Annotated in this window: 17 protein-coding genes and 2 pseudogenes; 15 read left to right on the top strand and 4 right to left on the bottom strand. The window is 72.0% G+C overall.

Annotated elements, in window-relative coordinates; genetic code table 11:
- Positions 1-29 precede the first annotated feature (29 nt).
- The 4 genes from ABD207_RS10420 to ABD207_RS10405 all read left to right on the top strand — a co-directional run bounded on the left by ABD207_RS10420 (position 30) and on the right by ABD207_RS10405 (position 4182).
- Positions 30-1040 carry an ABC transporter permease gene (locus ABD207_RS10420; protein ID WP_344004064.1) on the top strand — a complete coding sequence of 337 codons (1011 nt, stop codon included), beginning with the start codon at positions 30-32 and terminating at the stop codon, positions 1038-1040.
- Complete coding sequence (locus tag ABD207_RS10415; protein ID WP_344004067.1) at positions 1037-2119, top strand: ABC transporter ATP-binding protein; 1083 nt, start codon at positions 1037-1039, stop codon at positions 2117-2119. The genes ABD207_RS10420 and ABD207_RS10415 overlap by 4 nt, the downstream gene beginning before the upstream one ends.
- 14 nt (positions 2120-2133) lie before the next feature.
- The gene (locus ABD207_RS10410) at positions 2134-3462 is read left to right on the top strand and encodes a dipeptide ABC transporter ATP-binding protein (protein ID WP_344011858.1); all 1329 of its coding nucleotides are present in this window, start codon (positions 2134-2136) and stop codon (positions 3460-3462) included.
- 63 nt (positions 3463-3525) lie between these two features.
- A complete protein-coding gene (locus tag ABD207_RS10405; RefSeq protein WP_344004073.1) occupies positions 3526-4182 on the top strand; it encodes a trimeric intracellular cation channel family protein in 657 nt (218 codons plus the stop codon).
- Here ABD207_RS10405 and ABD207_RS10400 read toward each other — a convergent pair.
- Entirely contained in the window at positions 4091-5329 is a 1239-nt protein-coding gene (locus ABD207_RS10400; protein ID WP_344011857.1) for an alpha/beta hydrolase, read from the bottom strand. The two genes, ABD207_RS10405 and ABD207_RS10400, sit on opposite strands and share 92 nt — an antisense overlap.
- A gap of 124 nt (positions 5330-5453) precedes the next feature.
- On the opposite strand from ABD207_RS10400, the pseudogene ABD207_RS10395 reads away from it, so the two are divergent.
- Positions 5454-6314, top strand: a pseudogene (locus tag ABD207_RS10395) (thioesterase family protein).
- A gap of 396 nt (positions 6315-6710) precedes the next feature.
- Here the strand turns inward: ABD207_RS10395 and ABD207_RS10390 are convergent.
- Positions 6711-7376 carry a TetR family transcriptional regulator gene (locus tag ABD207_RS10390; RefSeq protein WP_344011855.1) on the bottom strand — a complete coding sequence of 222 codons (666 nt, stop codon included), beginning with the start codon at positions 7374-7376 and terminating at the stop codon, positions 6711-6713.
- 115 nt (positions 7377-7491) lie between these two features.
- On the opposite strand from ABD207_RS10390, the gene ABD207_RS10385 reads away from it, so the two are divergent.
- The 3 genes from ABD207_RS10385 to ABD207_RS10375 all read left to right on the top strand — a co-directional run bounded on the left by ABD207_RS10385 (position 7492) and on the right by ABD207_RS10375 (position 9291).
- Positions 7492-7659 carry a hypothetical protein gene (locus tag ABD207_RS10385; RefSeq protein WP_344004082.1) on the top strand — a complete coding sequence of 56 codons (168 nt, stop codon included), beginning with the start codon at positions 7492-7494 and terminating at the stop codon, positions 7657-7659.
- Positions 7660-7709: 50 nt separating this feature from the next.
- Positions 7710-7976 carry a DUF4190 domain-containing protein gene (locus ABD207_RS10380; RefSeq protein WP_344011853.1) on the top strand — a complete coding sequence of 89 codons (267 nt, stop codon included), beginning with the start codon at positions 7710-7712 and terminating at the stop codon, positions 7974-7976.
- A gap of 145 nt (positions 7977-8121) precedes the next feature.
- A complete protein-coding gene (locus ABD207_RS10375) occupies positions 8122-9291 on the top strand; it encodes a cysteine desulfurase family protein (protein ID WP_344011851.1) in 1170 nt (389 codons plus the stop codon).
- Between the two features lie 74 nt (positions 9292-9365).
- Here ABD207_RS10375 and ABD207_RS10370 read toward each other — a convergent pair whose 3' ends face one another.
- The gene (locus ABD207_RS10370) at positions 9366-10040 is read right to left on the bottom strand and encodes an N-acetylmuramoyl-L-alanine amidase (protein ID WP_344011848.1); all 675 of its coding nucleotides are present in this window, start codon (positions 10038-10040) and stop codon (positions 9366-9368) included.
- Between the two features lie 60 nt (positions 10041-10100).
- Here ABD207_RS10370 and mnmA point away from each other — a divergent pair, with 60 nt between their 5' ends.
- Complete coding sequence (gene mnmA, locus ABD207_RS10365; protein WP_344011846.1) at positions 10101-11231, top strand: tRNA 2-thiouridine(34) synthase MnmA; 1131 nt, start codon at positions 10101-10103, stop codon at positions 11229-11231.
- A gap of 60 nt (positions 11232-11291) precedes the next feature.
- On the opposite strand, the gene ABD207_RS10360 is transcribed toward mnmA, so the two are convergent.
- Positions 11292-12071 (bottom strand): alpha/beta fold hydrolase, encoded by a 780-nt coding sequence (locus tag ABD207_RS10360; protein ID WP_344011844.1) that lies wholly within the window; start codon positions 12069-12071, stop codon positions 11292-11294.
- Positions 12072-12297: 226 nt separating this feature from the next.
- Here ABD207_RS10360 and ABD207_RS10355 point away from each other — a divergent pair, with 226 nt between their 5' ends.
- The 6 genes and pseudogenes from ABD207_RS10355 to ABD207_RS10330 form a co-directional block, all read left to right on the top strand.
- Positions 12298-13101: a class I SAM-dependent methyltransferase gene (locus ABD207_RS10355; RefSeq protein WP_344011842.1), complete on the top strand. Its 804-nt coding sequence runs from the start codon at positions 12298-12300 to the stop codon at positions 13099-13101.
- Positions 13102-13120: 19 nt separating this feature from the next.
- On the top strand, positions 13121-13660 hold the full coding sequence (locus ABD207_RS10350; RefSeq protein ID WP_344011840.1) for an LOG family protein: 540 nt from the start codon (positions 13121-13123) through the stop codon (positions 13658-13660).
- A gap of 18 nt (positions 13661-13678) precedes the next feature.
- The gene (locus ABD207_RS10345) at positions 13679-14377 is read left to right on the top strand and encodes an SDR family oxidoreductase (RefSeq protein ID WP_344011839.1); all 699 of its coding nucleotides are present in this window, start codon (positions 13679-13681) and stop codon (positions 14375-14377) included.
- A gap of 181 nt (positions 14378-14558) precedes the next feature.
- On the top strand, positions 14559-15566 hold the full coding sequence (locus tag ABD207_RS10340; protein WP_344011837.1) for a methionine synthase: 1008 nt from the start codon (positions 14559-14561) through the stop codon (positions 15564-15566).
- Between the two features lie 14 nt (positions 15567-15580).
- Positions 15581-17776, top strand: coding sequence for an NAD-dependent DNA ligase LigA (gene ligA / locus ABD207_RS10335; protein WP_344011834.1), 2196 nt, complete (start codon positions 15581-15583; stop codon positions 17774-17776).
- Between the two features lie 260 nt (positions 17777-18036).
- Positions 18037-18364, top strand: a pseudogene (locus ABD207_RS10330) (hypothetical protein); the annotation flags it as partial.

Here is an 18364-nt window from a genome sequence, read left to right as displayed (position 1 = left end):
CCGCCCCGGCCGTCCGGAGCCGCACAGCTGTGGCTGCGTACATCATCCGACGCGTCTTCGGCGCGGTGCTGTTGCTGCTGGTGGTCAGCGCAGTCACCTTCGCGATCTTCTTCCTGGTCCCACGGCTCGGCGGCCAGACGGCCGATCAGCTCGCCACCCAGTACGTCGGCAAGGACGCCAACCCCGAGTCCGTCGCCGCGATCAAGAAGAACCTGGGCCTGGACCAGCCCCTCTACGTCCAGTACTGGGACTTCATCAAGGCCATCGTGGCGGGCGCCGACTACAAGTTCGGCCCCGACGCCACCCACTGCGACGCCCCGTGCTTCGGCTACTCCTTCAAGAGCCACGTCGAGGTGTGGCCGCAGCTGACCGAACGGATCCCGGTCTCCTTCTCGCTGGCCGTCGGCGCCGCCGTGATCTGGGTGATCAGCGGTGTCACGACCGGTGTCATCTCCGCGCTGCGCAAGGGCAAGCCGGTCGACCGCATCGCGATGATCATCGCCCTGGCCGGCGTCTCCCTCCCGATCTTCTTCACCGGGCAGGTCCTCAACGCCCTCTTCGTCTACGAGATCCCCATCTGGGAGAGCGTGGAGTACATCCCGTTCACGGAGAGCCCCGTCGACTGGGCCTGGCATCTGATGCTGCCCTGGATCAGCCTCGCCTTCCTCTTCTCCGCGCTGTACGCCCGGCTCACCCGGGCGGGCATGCTCGAGACGATGAGCGAGGACTACATCCGCACGGCCAGGGCCAAGGGCCTGAAGGAGAGCACGGTCGTCACCAAGCACGGCCTGCGCTCGGCGCTCACCCCGATCGTCACCATCTTCGGCATGGACTTCGGGCTTCTGGTCGGCACCGCGGTGCTCACCGAGACCGTCTTCTCGCTGCAGGGCATCGGCGCGTACGCCGTGCAGTCCATCAAGGACAACGACCTGCCCATCGTCATGGGCGTGACCCTGGTCGCGGCCTTCTTCATCGTCTTCTGCAATCTCGTCGTCGACCTGGTGTACGCCGCCATCGACCCCCGCGTGAGGTACTCGTGAGCAAGCTCGAAAAGGCGGCGCTCGGCGAACCGGCGCCGCTCGCACAGTCCGACGCGGACGACGTGTTCCTGTCCGTGCGTGATCTGCGCATCCACTTCGACACGGACGACGGTCTGGTCAAGTCGGTGGACGGCGTCAGCTTCGACGTGGCGCGCGGCAGGACCCTCGGCATCGTCGGCGAGTCCGGCTCCGGGAAGTCCGTCACCTCGCTCGGCGTCATGGGCCTGCACCGCACCGCCCGCGCCAAGGTCAGCGGCGAGGTCTGGCTGGACGGCCAGGAACTGATCGGCGCCCATCCGGACGAGGTGCGCCGGCTGCGCGGTCGGAAGATGGCGATGATCTTCCAGGACCCGCTGTCGGCGATGCACCCCTACTACACCGTCGGCCACCAGATCGTGGAGGCCTACCGGGTCCACCACGACGTCAGCAAGAAGACCGCCAAGCAGCGGGCGGTCGAGATGCTCGACCGGGTCGGCATCCCCGAGCCCGCCAAGCGCGTCGACAGCTACCCGCACGAGTTCTCCGGCGGTATGCGCCAGCGCGCCATGATCGCCATGGCGCTGGTGAACAACCCCGAGCTGCTGATCGCGGACGAGCCCACCACCGCCCTGGACGTCACCGTGCAGGCGCAGATCCTCGACCTGATCCGGGATCTGCAGAAGGAGTTCGGCTCCGCCGTCATCATGATCACCCACGATCTGGGCGTCGTCGCCGAGATGGCCGACGACCTGCTGGTGATGTACGGCGGCCGGTGCGTGGAACGCGGCCCCGCCGAGGCCGTGTTCTCCGAGCCCCGCCACCCCTACACCTGGGGCCTGCTCGGCTCGATGCCGCGCCTGGACCGTGACGACACCGACCGCCTCATCCCGGTGAAAGGCTCGCCGCCCTCCCTGATCAACCTCCCGCCCGGCTGCGCCTTCAACCCGCGCTGCCCGTACGCGGACATCCCCAAGGACGACGTGACCCGCACGGTCCGCCCCGAGCTGACCGAGGTCGGCAGCCGGCACTGGGCCGCCTGCCACATGAGCCAGGAGCAGCGGGAGCGTATCTGGACCGAAGAGATTGCGCCGAAGCTGTGAGTGACGAAAAAGCGGTGAGCATCCCGCAGCAGAGCCGTGGCACCCGGGCCGAGGACGCCGGCGCCGACGGCGAGATCCTGCTCAAGGTGACCGGTCTGCAGAAGCACTTCCCGATCCGCAAGGGCCTGCTCCAGCGGCAGACCGGCGCGGTGCGCGCCGTCGACGGCATCGACTTCGAGGTCCGCAAGGGCGAGACCCTCGGTGTCGTGGGCGAGTCGGGCTGCGGCAAGTCCACCATGGGCCGGCTGATCACCCGGCTGCTCGAACCGACGGCCGGCACGGTCGAGTTCGAGGGCCGGGACATCACGCACCTGAGCACCGGCGCACTGCGGCCGATGCGCCGGGACGTGCAGATGATCTTCCAGGACCCGTACTCCTCGCTGAACCCGCGGCACACCATCGGCACCATCGTCAGTGCGCCGTTCCGGCTCCAGGGCGTCACGCCCGAGGGCGGGGTGAAGAAGGAGGTCCAGCGGCTGCTGTCGGTGGTCGGCCTCAACCCCGAGCACTACAACCGCTACCCGCACGAGTTCTCCGGCGGCCAGCGCCAGCGCATCGGCATCGCCCGCGCGCTCGCGCTCAACCCCAAGCTGGTGGTGGCGGACGAGCCGGTCTCGGCGCTGGACGTGTCGATCCAGGCGCAGGTGGTGAACCTGCTGGACGACCTCCAGGAGGAGCTGGGCCTGACCTATGTGATCATCGCGCACGACCTGTCGGTGGTCCGGCACGTCTCCGACCGGATCGCGGTGATGTACCTCGGCAAGATCGTGGAGCTGGCGGACCGCAACTCGCTCTACAAGGCGCCGATGCACCCCTACACCAAGGCGCTGCTGTCGGCGGTGCCGATCCCGGACCCCAAGCGCCGGAAGGCCAAGAGCGAGCGCATCCTGCTCAAGGGCGACGTGCCCTCGCCGATCTCCCCGCCGAGCGGCTGCCGCTTCCACACCCGGTGCTGGAAGGCCACGCAGATCTGCCGGACCACCGAGCCGCCGCTGCTGGAGCTCAGGCCCGGCCAGCGGGTCGCCTGCCACCACCCGGAGAACTTCGAGGACCAGGCTCCGCAGGACACCGAGCTGCTGACGGAGGCCAAGGAGGCCGCCGCCGTGCTGGGCCGGGTGCCGGAGAGGCCGACGAAGAAGACGAAGAAGGTCTCGGACGAGTCCGGGAAGTCTTCGGGCCAGCCTGGGAAGTCTTCGGACGAGCCGGGGAAGTCTCCGGGCGAGCCGGGGGAGGCCTCGGACGGGCCCGGGAAGTCTTCGGACGGGCCCGGGAAGGCCCCGGAGGGGCCCGTAAAGACCTCGGAGGCGCCGGAGAAGTCCTCGGACACATCTTCGGACAAGTAAGCGTCCGCGAGCCCTCGCCTTCTATTGCAAGGTGAGGGCTCGATGTTGGGTAAGAATGTAAGGGTGCTCCAGCAACTCTTCAGCCCGTCCGTCCAGCACACGCTCGACCTGATCGGCATCTTCGTCTTCGCGATCTCCGGCGCCCTGCTGGCCGTCCGCAAGAACTTCGACGTGTTCGGCATCGCCGTGCTCGCCGAGGTCACCGCGTGCGGCGGCGGGCTCTTCCGTGACCTGGTCATCGGGGCCGTGCCCCCGGCCGCCTTCACGGACCTGGGGTACTTCGTCACCCCGCTGCTCGCCGCCACCCTGGTGATCTTCCTGCATCCGCAGGTGGAGCGGATCCAGGCGGCCGTCAATGTCTTCGACGCGGCCGGCCTCGGCCTGTTCTGCGTCGCCGGGACGATCAAGGCGTACGAGTACGGGCTCGGGCTGACCGCCTCCGCCTGCCTGGGCCTGGCCACCGCCGTGGGCGGCGGCGTGCTGCGGGACGTGCTCGCCAACGAGGTGCCCTCGCTGCTGCGCTGGGACCGCGATCTCTACGCCGTCCCCGCCATCGTCGGCTCCGCGCTGGTCGCGCTGTGCATCCGCTACGACGTGCTGACCGCGTTCACCAGCGGGGCCGCGGTGATCACCGCGTTCGTGCTGCGGCTGCTGGCGATGCGCTACCACTGGCGGGCGCCCCGGGCCTGGCACCGGCGCTCGACGGTCCGGGAGGAGTGACCGGCGGCCGGTGGGAGACGGTCCGCTGCCCGTCCAGCTCCTCGGTCAGCCAGCGGAACGCCGGCACCACCTGCGGTCGCCACAGCGCCATGGTGTGCCCGCCCGCGTTCCGCGGCAGCTTCACCACCTGCACGCTCGTCGGCGGCTTCGCCGCCCGGCCGAGGGCCAGGGCGTCCTCGTAGCCGTCACCCCGCTGACCGGAGAGATACAGCGAGATCCGGGGCGGCGCGACCGCCTCGCGCAGCAGCGTCAGCGGATTGTGCGCCGTGCGCAGCGCCGGGTCCCGGCCGGTGAGGGAGGTGCGCTCGGCGGCGGGGTCGTTGTAGCCGGAGAGGCTGACCGCCGCCCGGTAGCGGTCGGGGTGGGCGACGGCGAGCTTGGTGGCGCAGTGGCCCCCGGCCGAGTACCCGGCGACCGCCCAGCCCTGCGGGGCGCGCTGCACGCGGAAGTTGTCCATCACCATGCGCGGCACGTCGACGCTGAGCCAGCTGTCCGCGTTCACCTTGCCGGGCAGGTTGGCGCAGCCGGTGTCCGCGCCCGGCACCAGCGTGGTGCGCGGCGACACCAGGACGAACGGGGCGATGCGCCCGCTGCGCATCAGCGGCAGCATCTGCTCGTGCACGTCCAGGGTGCCGAACCAGGCCTTGGCCGAGCCGGGGTGGCCCGGCAGCATCTCCACCACCGGGAACCGGTGTCCGCGCCAGGCGGGGTCGTCGTACTGCGGCGGCAGCCAGACGTACACCTCGCCGCGCACTCCCGACACCCGCCCTTCGAGTTTCGTGACCTGGACGCCGCCGGCCGCCCGCATGCCGGGACCGCGGGCCGGCCCGAAGGTCTGCCGCACCCGGGGCAGCCGCTCCAGCGACATGCCTCCGGTGCCGTCGGCGCCGAGGTCGGCGGCGTGCTCCACATGGTCGGCGGTGCCGAGCAGATCGCCCCAGTCGTCGTAGAGCTGGTTGGCGTTGTTGACCAGGGTGAAGACCAGGGCGACCGCGGTGAGCTGGGCGAACAGCAGCATGAACACCCGGGCGAGGGCCCGCACCGCCCGCGGTCCGCGCACCCGGCTCCACAGCACCAGCGGCAGGCCGAGGGCCAGGACGCACAGCACGGCGAGGGTGCAGAGGAACGGGGTTCCGGTGAGGCTCATGTCCCGATAGAGGGGAAAGCGGGGGCGTTCGGTTCATCGCCGTGACCGGGCCCCAGTGGGCCTCCCGGTGTCCTGCGCGACACAAAAGCTACCGCTTAGTAGTTAGTTCTTGTACTGTTCATCCATGCCAGAAGCAGCCTCCGCCCCGGCCGTCCGGGCCCCGATCGGCGCCAGCGAGTTCGACCGCGACACCGCGGTCACCCGCCGCGAGCCCGGCGTCTACGACATCGACCTCTCCGCCGGCTGGACGATCATCAATGCCGTCAACGGCGGCTATCTGCTGGCGGTCCTGGGCCGCGCCCTCGCGGACACCCTGCCGCACTCCGACCCGTTCACCATCTCCGCGCACTACCTCACCGCGTCCCAGCCGGGCCCCGCGGTGGTGCGCGCCGAGACCGTGCGCACCGGACGCACCCTGTCCACCGGCCAGGCGTCCCTCTTCCAGTACGACGAGTAGGGCCACGAGGTCGAGCGCATCCGCGTGCTCGCCTCCTACGGCGACCTCGGCTCGCTGCCCGACGACGTCCGCACCACGGCCGAGCCGCCCGCCATCCCGCCCATGGAGCAGTGCTTCGGACCCGAGGACGGGCCCGCCCCGGTCGACGGCAGCTCCGCCATCGCCGACCGGCTGATGCTCAAGCTCGACCCGTCGACCCTGGGCTGGGCGCTCGGCAAGCCTTCCGGCAAGGGCGAGATGCGCGCCTGGTTCGGGCTGGCCGACGGCCGCGACCACGATCCGCTGTCGCTGCTGCTCGCGGTGGACGCCCTGCCGCCGACCGCGTTCGAGCTCGGCCTGTCCGGCTGGGTGCCGACCGTCGAGCTCACCGTCCATGTCCGGTGCCGCCCGGCGCCGGGCCCGGTCCGGGTGTCGATCACCACCCGCAATCTGGCCGGCGGCTTCCTGGAGGAGGACGCCGAGGTCTGGGACAGCAACGACCGGCTGGTGGCCCAGTCCCGGCAGCTGGCCCGGGTGCGGCTGGGCTGAGCACCGCCGCGTACGGTTCACGATCCGGCGGCCGTCCCGCGGCGCGGGGCGGCCGCCGTCGTGTGTGACCGGGCCGCTGCCGCCGCGCGCGACGGGATGGCCGCTCCGGCTTCAAGTGGCCCGGCCGCGGCCGCGCGTGACCGGGTGGCCGGCCTCTCGGCCTCAACTGGTCGTACTGCTCCCGGTGTTGTCGCCGTGGCCGTCGTCGAGGGGCGTGACCGGGTGGCCGGCCTCTCGGCCTCAACTGGTCGTACTGCTCCCGGCGTTGTCGCCGTGGCCGTCGTCGAGGGGCGTGACCGGGTGGCCGGCCTCTCGGCCTCAACTGGTCGTACCGTTCCCGGCGTTGTCGCCGTGGCCGTCGTCGAGGGGCGTGACCGGGTGGCCGGCCCCTCGGCCTCAACTGGTCGTGCCGCTCTCGGCGTTGTCGCCGTGGCCGTCGTCGAGCCAGTGCTGCCGGCCCACACCGATCAGCCGCAGGCGGCGGATCGCCAGCCGGGTGATGCGCTCCCGCTCCTCGGGCCCCGCCTCCTGCGCCTCGAGGAAGCCGCAGGCCGTCATGATCATCTGGTCCACATAGAGCTGGGCCAGCATCAGAAGGTCGTCCCGGCTCCAGCCCTCCGACACCGGGTCCTTGGCCAGCGCCTCGGCCACCTCCTCGGCGAACCGGGCGAGTTGCTCGCCTATCGCCTCCCGCACCGGCCGGACGCCGCCGTACCGCTCGCGGGCGATGAACCGGACGTGCGCCGGGTGCCGTTCCACATGACCGGCGATCAACTCCACGGCCCGCACGATGCGTTCCTCGGTGTCCCCGGTGGTCGACAGCGCGGTCCGGATGGTCGGGTGCAGACTGCCCAGCGCCTCCTCGACCAGCGCCACGCCCAGGTCCGCGGTGGAGCGGAAGTGCCGGTAGAACGCGGTCGGGGCCACCCCCACGGCACGGGTGACCTCACGCAGCCCCAGACTGCTCAGGCTCTGCCCCTCCAGCAGCTCGAGCGCCGCGTCGAGGAGTGCCTGCCGGGTCTTCTGCTTCTGGGCCTGCCGGATGCCGAGGGTGTGACTCATGCCATGCAGTTAACAACTGTTCTCCGGAAATGGAAAGGCGTGGCAGCCGCTAGACTGGGAAGTCAGTGAACAAGTGTAACTACAAACGTTCACCGAAATCCTGGGGGAACCACTCATGCTGTTCATCGTCGCCGCGCTGCTGCTCCTGGGCGTCGTCCTGGGCACCGTGGCCCACGCGCCGCTGTCCTTCTCCGTCGCCGCGGCCGTCGTCATCGCCGCCTGGCTCGGCATCTTCGCCCTCCGCGAGCGGCACGGCCGCCGCCGCGGCACCCAGGCCCGCTGACCGGGCCCCTCGAGACATCCGACCCGTCCGACCAAGGGAGCCCGATCACCATGCAGCTCACCGCACCCGCCGGCCGCCGCACCGGACTGCGCGACACCGACGGCATGGCCGTCGCGTCCTTCGTCCTGGGCCTGCTCGGCCTGCTCGTCCTCAACGTCTTCCTGGGGCCGATCGCGATCGTGCTGGCCACGGTGGCGCTGGTGCGCGGCACCCGCCGCCCCGGCCGCGCCTGGCTCGGCCTCGGCCTCGGCGTCGCCGACCTGGTGGTCCTCGCCGCCTTCATGCAGGCCGACAACACCATCTCCTGGAGCATCTGAACCGGCGCCCGGCACGGACGGCCCTGAGGCTCCCGAATCCGGGGAGGGGCCGGACATGCCGCCGGCGACGCCGGCCGGAGCGCCGCACACATGGCCGACCAGGGCCCAGGAGAGACGAGCCGGGACCCGTAGAATCGGGCTCACCATGGCTTACCTCGACCACGCCGCGACCACCCCGATGCTTCCCGAGGCGGTCGAGGCACTCGCCGCTCACCTCGGTGTCACCGGCAACGCCTCCTCCCTCCACGCCGCCGGCCGCCGCGCCCGCCGCACCGTCGAGGAGGCCCGCGAGACGCTCGCCGAGGCGCTCGGCGCCCGGCCCAGCGAGGTGGTCTTCACCTCCGGCGGCACCGAGGCCGACAACCTCGCCGTGAAGGGCCTGTACTGGTCCCGGCGGGACGCCGACCCGGCCCGCACCCGGGTCCTCGCCAGCCCCGTGGAGCACCACGCCGTGCTCGACGCCGTGGACTGGCTCGGCCAGCACGAGGGCGCCACCGTCGAGTACCTGCCCGTCGACGCCTACGGCCGGGTCCACCCGGACGCCCTGCGCGAGGCCATCGCCCGCAACCCCGACGACGTGGCCCTGGCCACCGTGATGTGGGCCAACAACGAGATCGGCACCATCCTGCCGATCCGCGAACTCGCCGAGGTGGCCGCCGAGTTCGGCATCCCGCTGCACTCCGACGCGGTGCAGGCCTTCGGCCAGGTGCCCGTCGGCTTCGGCGCCTCCGGCCTCGCCGCGATGACCGTCTCCGGCCACAAGATCGGCGGCCCGTACGGCATCGGCGCGCTGGTCCTGGGCCGCGAGCACACCCCCGTGCCCGTGCTGCACGGCGGCGGCCAGGAGCGGCATGTGCGCTCCGGCACCCTCGACGTGCCCGCGATCGCCTCCTTCGCCGTCGCCGGGCGGCTGGCCGCCGAGCAGCAGGAGTGGTTCGCCCGCGAGATCGGCGCGCTGCGCGACGACCTGATCACCGCGGTCCGCGAGGCGGTCCCCGACGCCATCCTCGGCGGCGACCCCGCACCCGAGGGCCGGCTGCCCGCCAACGCCCACTTCACCTTCCCCGGCTGCGAGGGCGACTCCCTGCTGCTCCTGCTCGACGCCCAGGGCATCGCCTGCTCCACCGGCTCCGCCTGCACCGCCGGCGTGGCCCAGCCCAGCCATGTCCTGCTGGCCACCGGCACCGACCCCGACCTGGCCCGCGGCACCCTGCGCTTCTCGCTGGGGCACACCTCCACCAAGGCCGACGTGGAGGCCGTGGCCAAGGCCATCGGTCCGGCGGTGGAGCGGGCCCGGGCGGCGGGGCTGACATAACGGCCCCGCCAGGGGCCCGCGCCCGGCAGGTCACGCCTGCCTCGCCGTTTGCCGGCACCGCTGTGCCGACGGGCCTAGGCCTGCGTCGCCGTACGGGCCTGCCGGACCAGCTTCATATAGCGGTCCCAGTCCCAGTGCGGCCCCGGGTCCGTGTGATCGGTGCCCGGGACCTCCACATGCCCGATGATGTGCTCGCGGTCCACGGGGATGTCGTAGCGGGCGCATATCCGGGCCGTGAGGCGGGCCGAGGACTCGTACATCGCGTCGGTGAAGTCCTCCGGGCGGTCCACGAAGCCCTCGTGCTCGATGCCGATACTGCGCTCGTTGTAGTCGCGGTTGCCCGCGTGGTAGGCCACGTCCAGTTCGCGGATCATCTGGGTGACCTTGCCGTCCTGCCCGACGATGTAGTGCGTCGCCGCCCGGTGCCCAGGGTCCTGGAAGGCCTTCACGGCGCTGGCGAGATCGCCCTGGGTGACATGGACGACCACCATGTCGATGCGGAAGTCGGCCGGCCGGTCCGCGCGGCGCCAGTTGGCGTCGGAGGCCGCCAGCCAGCGCGCACCCGTGTAGTCGACCTCGCCCGGCTTGCGCGGCTTGTCCACGCCCGGCACCCGCCACCACAGCCGCGCCAGCTCGTCACGGGCCAGCGCCGCGGTGCCCGCGGCGGCGGCCAGACCGCCCACGACCAGGGCCCGCCGCCCGATGCGCCGGTCCCCGTCAGCTGATTTCCCGGATGCTGTTGCCCCCACGCGATCCTCAACGGATATCCGGCGGCCCCGGTTCCCGCGCCCCCGTACCCTGGAGGGGTTATGACTGACACCCCGCAGCCCCACCGCCCGCTCCGCGTCCTGGCCGCCATGTCCGGCGGAGTCGACTCCGCCGTCGCCGCCGCCCGCGCCGCCGAGGCGGGGCACGACGTGACCGGCGTCCACCTCGCGCTCTCCGCGAACCCGCAGTCGTTCCGCACCGGGGCCCGGGGCTGCTGCACCATCGAGGACTCCCGCGACGCCCGCCGCGCCGCCGACGTCATCGGCATCCCCTTCTACGTGTGGGACCTCGCCGACCGCTTCCGCGAGGACGTCGTGGAGGACTTCGTCGCCGAGTACGAGGCCGGCCGCACCCCCAACCCGTGCCTGCGCTGCAACGAGAAGATCAAGTTCGCCGCGCTGCTGGACAAGGCGCTCGCCCTCGGCTTCGACGCGGTGTGCACCGGCCACTACGCCAAGGTGGTGGTGCGCGAGGACGGCACCCGCGAGCTGCACCGCGCCTCCGACCTGGCCAAGGACCAGTCGTACGTGCTCGGCGTGCTCGACGACCGGCAGCTCGCCCACGCGATGTTCCCGCTCGGCGACACGGTCACCACCAAGGAGGAGATCCGCGCGGAGGCCGAGCGCCGCGGTCTCGCGGTCGCCAGGAAGCCCGACTCGCACGACATCTGCTTCATCGCCGACGGCGACACCCAGGGCTTCCTCGCCAAGCGGCTGGGCCGCTCCGAGGGCGACATCGTCGACGAGGCGGGCAACAAGCTCGGCACCCACGAGGGCGCCTACGGCTTCACCATCGGCCAGCGCAAGGGCCTGCGCATCGGCACCCCCGCCCCCGACGGCAAGCCCCGCTACGTCCTCGACATCTCGCCGGTGGACAACACCGTCACCGTCGGCCCCGCGTCCGCCCTGGACGTCACCGCCCTCACCGGCGTCCGGCCCCGCTGGTGCGGCGCCGCCCCGTCCGGTCCCGGCACCTACACCGCCCAGCTGCGCGCCCACGGCGACGAGACACCGGTGACCGCGGAGCTGGTCGACGGCGAGCTGCGGGTGCGCTTCGCCGAGCCGGTCCGGGGCGTGGCACCCGGCCAGGCGATCGTGCTCTACGACGGCACCCGTGTGGTGGGCTCGGCGACCATCGCCTCCACGGTCCGTGCGACGGCCGGCGCGGCCTGACCCGGCCCGGCACACCCCGACGGGGGGCGCGCTCACCTCACCGCGTCGGCCTCCGTGCTCTCACCGCGCGAAGAACTCCGCCAGCACCGGCGCCAGCACGTCCGGCTCCACCATGTGCGTCTGGCCCTCCAGCGTGCGGTAGGCGCCGCGGGGCACCGCCTCCGCGATCGCCCGTGCCGCGTCCCGCATCCACGCGGGACTCGCCTCCCCCGCGATCGACAGCACCGGAAGCTGGATCGAGGCCAGCAGCTCGCGCGGAACGCCGCCGTCGCCCATCACGGCGTCGTCGTAGGCGAGAGACGGCGCCATCGACTCCATCCCGGCCCACATGGGGGACTGCCGGGCGCCCTCGATCACTGACTCGCTCAGCCCCGTCAGCCGGAGGAACAGCTCCACCGCGTCCCCGCGCCGCCCCTCGGCCAGCGCCGCGTTCAGCCGCTCGGTGTACTCCGCGCGCTCCCGCAGCGCCTCCTCGGACATCGCGTACGGCGTCTCGTAGACGGCGACATGCCGTACCGGCAGCCCGCTCGCCGCCGCCCGCAGCGCCAGCGCACCGCCCGAGGAGGTGCCGTACAGCGACGCCTCGCCGCCCACCGCCCCGAACAGCGCCGCCAGATCCTCGACCTCGCGCTCCACCGCGTACGGCGCCGTGTCCCCGCTGCGCCCCCTGCCCCGGCGGTCGTACACCACGACCTGGAACCGCTCGGACAGCGGGGCGGCCAGCGGAGCCACCGTCGCCCCCGTCGACATCGCCCCGCTGACGAGAACCACGGCGGGCCCCCGACCCGCGCTCTCATAGGCGATGGAGGTGCCGTCGCGCGAAAGGATGTTCTTGTCCATGCCTGTGCAGACTGCCGCACGGCACCGGATTCGTCGGTGAGGCGGGCCGCGCGTCCACGCGGTCAGCCCACCCCGGCCCCGTGGAGGCCGGCTGCACCACGCGGCTGTGCCCGTTGCTCCGGTCGGCGGTAATGCGGCGTCCCGCCGTCACGAGGGACCGTCCCCGGGGTAGCGAACCACCCGGCTACAGCGCACGCTGAAGCGGAGTTCTTCCCGAGGAGGGACCGTGCCCGCCAAGGACATCCGCAGGAACCGGAGCAGCCTCGCCCACCAGGTCCGCTACGCACTGCGTCACCCGGAACGCGTCCCCGCGTACGCCCGGCGGGCCCTGCGCGACACCTGGCTGAGGCTGCGCCACCGCGACCACATCGCCTACTACCGGGCCGTGATGGCCTCCGACGCCGCCCGCAGCGCCGAGGCGGCGGTCGGCCACAACCCCTCCAAGGAGACCTGGGCCCGCATCGGCCGGATGCAGTTCGACTACCTGACCGGGCACGGCCTGAAGCCGGAGCACCGGATGCTGGACATCGGCTGCGGCAACCTCCGCGCGGGACGCCTGTTCATCGACTACCTGGAGCCCGGCCACTACTACGGCATCGACATCTCCCCGCACATCCTGCTCGCCGCGCAGGACACCCTGGTGCGCGAGGGGCTCCAGGCCAAGCTGCCCTACCTGGCCCTCGCCGGCGACCTGACCTTCTCCTTCCTGCCCGACCACCACTTCGACGTGGTGCACGCGCACAGCGTCTTCTCGCACTCACCGCTGAACGTCATCGAGGAGTGCTTCGCGCACGTCGGCCGGATCCTCGCGCCCGGCGGCTTCTTCGACTTCACCTTCGACCGCACCGAGGGCGAGGAGCACCACGTCCTGCGCGAGGACTTCTACTACCGCACGCAGACGCTGACGGACCTCGCCGCCCGGTACGGGCTGTCGGCGCGGTTCATGGACGACTGGGAGAAGCTGCCGCACCGGCAGTCCAAGATGCGCCTGACCGCGGTGTCCGACCGGGCCCGTACCGTCGGGTCGTGAGCACCCGTACGGTGGGGCCATGAACATCTGCGTCTTCCTCTCCGCCGCCGAGCTCGCCGACCACTACACCCGCCCCGCACGGGAGTTCGCGCGGCTGCTCGGCAAGGGCGGGCACACCCTGGTGTGGGGCGGGTCGGACGTCGGGCTGATGAAGGTCGTCGCCGACGGGGTGCAGGAGGCGGGCGGCCGGCTGGTGGGCGTCTCCGTGGAGTTCCTCGCCGCCAAGGCGCGCGAGGGCGTCGACGAGATGGTGATCGCCAAGGACCTCGCCGAGCGCAAGAAGCTGCTGCTGGAGAAGGCCGACGCCGTGGTGGTCATGGTGGGCGGCACCGGCACCCTCGACGAGGCCACCGAGATCCTGGAGCTGAAGAAGCACGGCCACACCGACAAGCCGGTGGTGCTGCTCAACACCGCGGGCTACTACGACGGCCTCAAGGAGCAGTTCCGCCGCATGGAGGAGGAGGGCTTCCTGCCCCGCCCGCTGGCCGACCTGGTGTTCTTCGCCGAGGAGCCGGTCGGCGCGCTGGCCTACCTGGAGGAGAGCCTGGGCATGGCGTGACCGCCCGGTGATGCGAGCATGGCGGGCATGGCTACACATGTGATCACCGGAGCGGGCTCCGGCATCGGCGCGGCCGTCGCCCGCCGTCTGCACGCACGCGGCGACCGGCTGGTGCTGCACGCACGCGACGCGGGCCGCGCCAAGGAGCTGGCCGCCGAGTTCCCCGGCGCGCAGACCCTGGTCGGGGACCTCGCCGACCCCGACCGGCTCAGCTGGGCCTTCTCCCACCAGTCGCTGCCGGACCGGGTGGACTCCCTGCTGCACATCGCCGGCGTGGTGGACCTCGGCCCGGTCGGCGAGCTGACCCCGAAGACCTGGCGGCACCAGCTCGACGTCAACCTGATCGCCCCCGCCGAGCTGACCCGGCACTTCCTGCCCCAGGTGCGCGCCGCCCGCGGCCACGTGATCTTCGTCAACTCCGGCGCCGGACTGAACGCCCACGCCAACTGGTCCGCCTACGCCGCCTCCAAGCACGGCCTGAAGGCCCTCGCCGACTCGCTGCGCCACGAGGAGCACGCCAACGGCATCCGCGTCACCTCCGTCTACCCCGGCCGGACGGCCAGCCCCATGCAGGCCAAGGTCCACCAGCAGGAGGGCAAGGAGTACGACCCGGCGCGCTGGATCGACCCCGAGTCGGTGGCCACCACCATCCTCATGGCGCTGGACCTGCCCAGGGACGCGGAGGTCAACGACCTGACGGTGCGGCCGGGGCCCTGAGGCCGAGCCGGGGACTGCCAGGGCAGGGCCTGCGGGCCGGGTACTGCCGGAGCGGGGGCGGGCCCGCCGTGCCGGGGACCGGGGCGGGGCCTTCCGGGCCGGGGACTGGACGGGCGGGGCCGCACGCGGGCGGGGGCACCACCACACCGTCGACCCCGGTCCCGTTCCGTAGGCTCTGCATGTGAGCGAAAACAGCCAGTTCAGGTTCGGTCCCGCCACCGGGGTGGGTTCCATGCCGGGCGGCGACGCCCGGGAGGCCGTCAAGACCGTCACCGGCAGCTTCGAGGACTTCCCGTTCCTGCCCGAGCTGCCCGCCCGGGGACCCGGCGCGGACATGATCGGGCGGACCGCCGGCCTGCTGGTCGAGCTGTATGCGCGGGTGGAGCCCAGCGGCTGGCGGCTCGGCGACCGGCCCGGCCGCGACACCCGGCGGGCCCGCTCCTGGCTCGGCGAGGACCTCGACGCGCTGGAGGAGTTCACCCAGGGCTACCAGGGCCCGCTGAAGGTGCAGGCCGTCGGCCCCTGGACGCTCGCCGCGAGCCTGGAGCTGAAGAACGGCGAGGCCGCCGTGTCCGACCCCGGCGCCTGCCGCGACCTCGCCGCCTCCCTCGCCGAGGGGCTGCGCCTGCACCTCGAGGAGGTGGCCCGCCGGGTGCCCGGCGCGCAGCTGGTGCTGCAGCTCGACGAGCCGTCGCTCACCGCCGTGCTGCGCGGCCGGGTGCGGACCGCCAGCGGCTACCGCACCCATCGCGCCGTCGACCGGCAGATCGCCGAGTCCGCGCTGAGGGACGTCGTCGCGGTTCACGACGGCGGGCCGGTCGTGGTCCACTCGTGCGCACCGGACGTCCCGTTCGCCCTGCTGCGCCGGGCGGGCGTGGCGGGGATCTCCTTCGACTTCTCCCTCCTCACCGAGCGTGACGACGAGGCGATCGGTGAGGCGGTGGAGGGCGGCACCCGGCTGTTCGCCGGTGTCGTCCCCGGTACGGACGCCCCATTGTCAGACCCTGCCGGTAGCGTCATGGGTGTCAGAACGCTGTGGCGCAGGCTGGGGCTGCGGCCGGGGCTTCTCCCGGAGGCGGTCACGGTCACCCCGGCGTGCGGGCTCGCGGGGGCGTCCCCCGAGTACGCACGCGCGGCGTACGCCCACTGCGTCCGGGCGGCGAGATCCCTCGCGGACAACCCTGAGTAACGGGAGGACACACGGTGGCCGGCGACCAGCAGGCGGAGACGACGAGCGTGCCCGCGGAGGCACGGGAGAAGCACGCACAGCTCGCTGAGCAGATCGAGGAGCACCGCTTCCGGTACTACGTGAAGGACGCCCCCGTCATCAGCGACGCCGAGTTCGACCAGCTGATGCGTGAACTGGAGGACCTGGAGGAGCAGTACCCGGCGCTGCGCACCCCGGACTCGCCGACGCAGAAGGTCGCCGGGTCCTACGAGACGGAGTTCACCCCCGTCGAGCACCGCTCGCGCATGCTCTCGCTCGACAACACCTTCAACGACGAGGACCTCGCCGCCTGGGCCGAGCGCATCCACCGCGAACTGGGCGACCAGGACTACCACTTCCTGTGCGAGCTCAAGGTCGACGGCCTCGCCGTCAACCTCACCTACGAGCGGGGCCGGCTGGTGCGCGCGGCGACCCGAGGCGACGGTCGCACCGGCGAGGACATCACGCCCAACGTCCGCACCATCGCCGAGGTCCCGGACCGGCTCCACGGCGACAAGGTCCCGGACCTGGTCGAGATCCGCGGCGAGGTCTACTTCCCGATGGAGAAGTTCCAGGAGCTCAACGCCCGTCTGGTGGCCGCCGGGGAGAAGCCGTTCGCCAACCCGCGCAACGCGGCGGCTGGTTCACTGCGCCAGAAGGACCCGCGGGTCACCGCCGGCCGCCCGCTGCACTTGGTGGTCCACGGCATCGGCGCCCTGGAGGGCTACGAGGGCCTGACGCGGCTCTCCCAGGCGTACGACCTGCTCAAGGAGTGGGGTCTGCCCACCTCCCCGCACAACAGGGTGGTCGACGACCTCGACGGCGTCCGCGCCTTCATCGCGTACTACGGCGAGAACCGCCACTCCGTGGAGCACGAGATCGACGGTGTGGTGGTCAAGGTCGACGAGATCCGCCTCCAGGGCCGCCTCGGCTCCACGGCCCGCGCGCCCCGCTGGGCCATCGCGTACAAGTACGCGCCCGAGGAGGTCAACACCAAGCTGATCGACATCCGCGTCGGCGTGGGCCGCACCGGCCGGGTCACCCCGTACGCCCAGGTCGAACCGGTCACCGTGGCCGGATCCGAGGTGGAGTTCGCCACGCTGCACAACCAGGACGTGGTCAAGGCCAAGGGCGTGCTGATCGGCGACACCGTGGTGCTGCGCAAGGCCGGCGACGTGATCCCGGAGATCCTCGGGCCGGTCGTCGACCTGCGGGACGGCAGCGAGCGGGAGTTCGTGATGCCGAGCGAGTGCCCCGAGTGCGGCACGCCGCTGCGGCCGATGAAGGAGGGCGACGTCGACCTGCGCTGCCCCAACGCCCGCGGCTGCCCCGCCCAGCTGCGGGAGCGGTTGTTCTACCTCGCCGGGCGCAAGGCGCTGGACATCGAGCACTTCGGCTATGTCGCCGCCGCCGCGCTGACCAAGCCGCTGGAGCCCGAGGAGCCGCCGCTGAAGGACGAGGGCGACCTGTTCGACCTCACCGTGGAGAAGCTGCTGCCCATCAAGGCCTATGTGCTGGACCAGGACAGCGGTCTGCCGAAGCGGGACCCGAAGACGGGCAAGGAGAAGGTCGTCACCGTCTTCGCCAACCAGGAGGGCAAGCCGAAGAAGAACGCCCTCGCCATGCTGGAGAACATCCAGGCGGCCAAGAACCGCCCGCTCGCCCGCATCCTGACCAGCCTGTCCATCCGGCACGTCGGACCGGTGGCGGCGGAGGCGCTGGCCCGGCAGTTCCGCTCCATCGACCGCATCGAGCAGGCCAGCGAGGAGGAGCTGGCGAACACCGAAGGGGTCGGCCCGACCATCGCCGCCTCCGTCAAGCAGTGGTTCGCCGAGGACTGGCACCGGGAGATCATCCGCAAGTGGAAGGCGGCCGGCGTCCGCATGGAGGAGGAGAGCTCCGGCGAGGACGAGGGGCCCCGCCCGCTGGAAGGACTCACCGTCGTGGTGACCGGAACGCTGGAGAACTACACGCGGGATGGCGCGAAGGAGGCCCTGCAGAGCCGGGGCGCCAAGGTGACCGGATCGGTCTCCAAGAAAACGTCCTTCGTCGTGGTCGGCGACAATCCCGGATCGAAATATGACAAAGCGATGCAGCTGAAGGTGCCGGTTCTGGACGAGAGCGGTTTCAACGTCCTTCTGGAGCAGGGACCTGAGGCCGCGTCAGCTGTCGCTCTTTCGGCCGAGGAGTAACGGTTGAAGCTCACCCGATCGGCGCATACCAGTTGCATACGGGTGGCAGGGGCGCATTCGGGCAACCGTCGGCGACCGGTGCCCGTAGAAGCCTTCTGCGGCCTACTGTTGAGATGTGCACCTGCCGTGCCCAGCTGCGGTCGGGGCAACCCCGTGTTCGTGAGGGGCTTCGGGGAAGGGCTTTCCACCGCGGAGCCGCAGAGGGTGGTCGAGGCGGGAGCCGCGTGGCGTGGGCACCGCCGGCTGTGAGAGGGACGGGAATGGAACCGACCGAGAGCGCCGCCCCGGGCTCACGGCTGCGCCTGCGCGGTGCGGCGGCCGTCTGGCGTCGCCGCCGCGCGAACGGCCGGCCGGGCACGGGGCCCGCGGACCGGTCCGGCACACCGGGGCGGCCGGGGACGCACCCCGCGGCCGCGCGCGAGGCGGACACGGACGGTCCCGACGCGCACGCCGCGCCTTTACTCGCCGGTGAGGCGCACACCGCCGACCAGCGGGCCCCGGACGCGCCCGCCCCCGAAGCACCGGCCGGGGGCGACCGGGCCAGGCCCGCACTTCCCCCCGGCCCGGGCGGCGGGAAGGCACGGCCGG

It is taken from the genome of Streptomyces thermospinosisporus, assembly GCF_039526425.1.
Lineage (GTDB): Bacteria > Actinomycetota > Actinomycetes > Streptomycetales > Streptomycetaceae > Streptomyces > Streptomyces thermocarboxydovorans.
The sequence above is the reverse complement of the archived record's forward strand: the minus strand, read 5'-3'. Positions and strand labels throughout refer to the sequence as shown.

What these genes read in the sequence shown, in the direction of transcription:
- ABD207_RS10390 (WP_344011855.1), bottom strand. Translation starts at nt 7,376, where the DNA reads ATGAGTCACACCCTCGGCATCCGGCAGGCCCAGAAGCAGAAGACCCGG.
- ABD207_RS10385 (WP_344004082.1), top strand. Translation starts at nt 7,492, where the DNA reads ATGCTGTTCATCGTCGCCGCGCTGCTGCTCCTGGGCGTCGTCCTGGGC.
- ABD207_RS10400 (WP_344011857.1), bottom strand. Translation starts at nt 5,329, where the DNA reads ATGAGCCTCACCGGAACCCCGTTCCTCTGCACCCTCGCCGTGCTGTGC.
- ABD207_RS10350 (WP_344011840.1), top strand. Translation starts at nt 13,121, where the DNA reads ATGAACATCTGCGTCTTCCTCTCCGCCGCCGAGCTCGCCGACCACTAC.
- mnmA (WP_344011846.1), top strand. Translation starts at nt 10,101, where the DNA reads ATGACTGACACCCCGCAGCCCCACCGCCCGCTCCGCGTCCTGGCCGCC.
- ABD207_RS10375 (WP_344011851.1), top strand. Translation starts at nt 8,122, where the DNA reads ATGGCTTACCTCGACCACGCCGCGACCACCCCGATGCTTCCCGAGGCG.
- ABD207_RS10380 (WP_344011853.1), top strand. Translation starts at nt 7,710, where the DNA reads ATGCAGCTCACCGCACCCGCCGGCCGCCGCACCGGACTGCGCGACACC.
- ABD207_RS10360 (WP_344011844.1), bottom strand. Translation starts at nt 12,071, where the DNA reads ATGGACAAGAACATCCTTTCGCGCGACGGCACCTCCATCGCCTATGAG.
- ABD207_RS10345 (WP_344011839.1), top strand. Translation starts at nt 13,679, where the DNA reads ATGGCGGGCATGGCTACACATGTGATCACCGGAGCGGGCTCCGGCATC.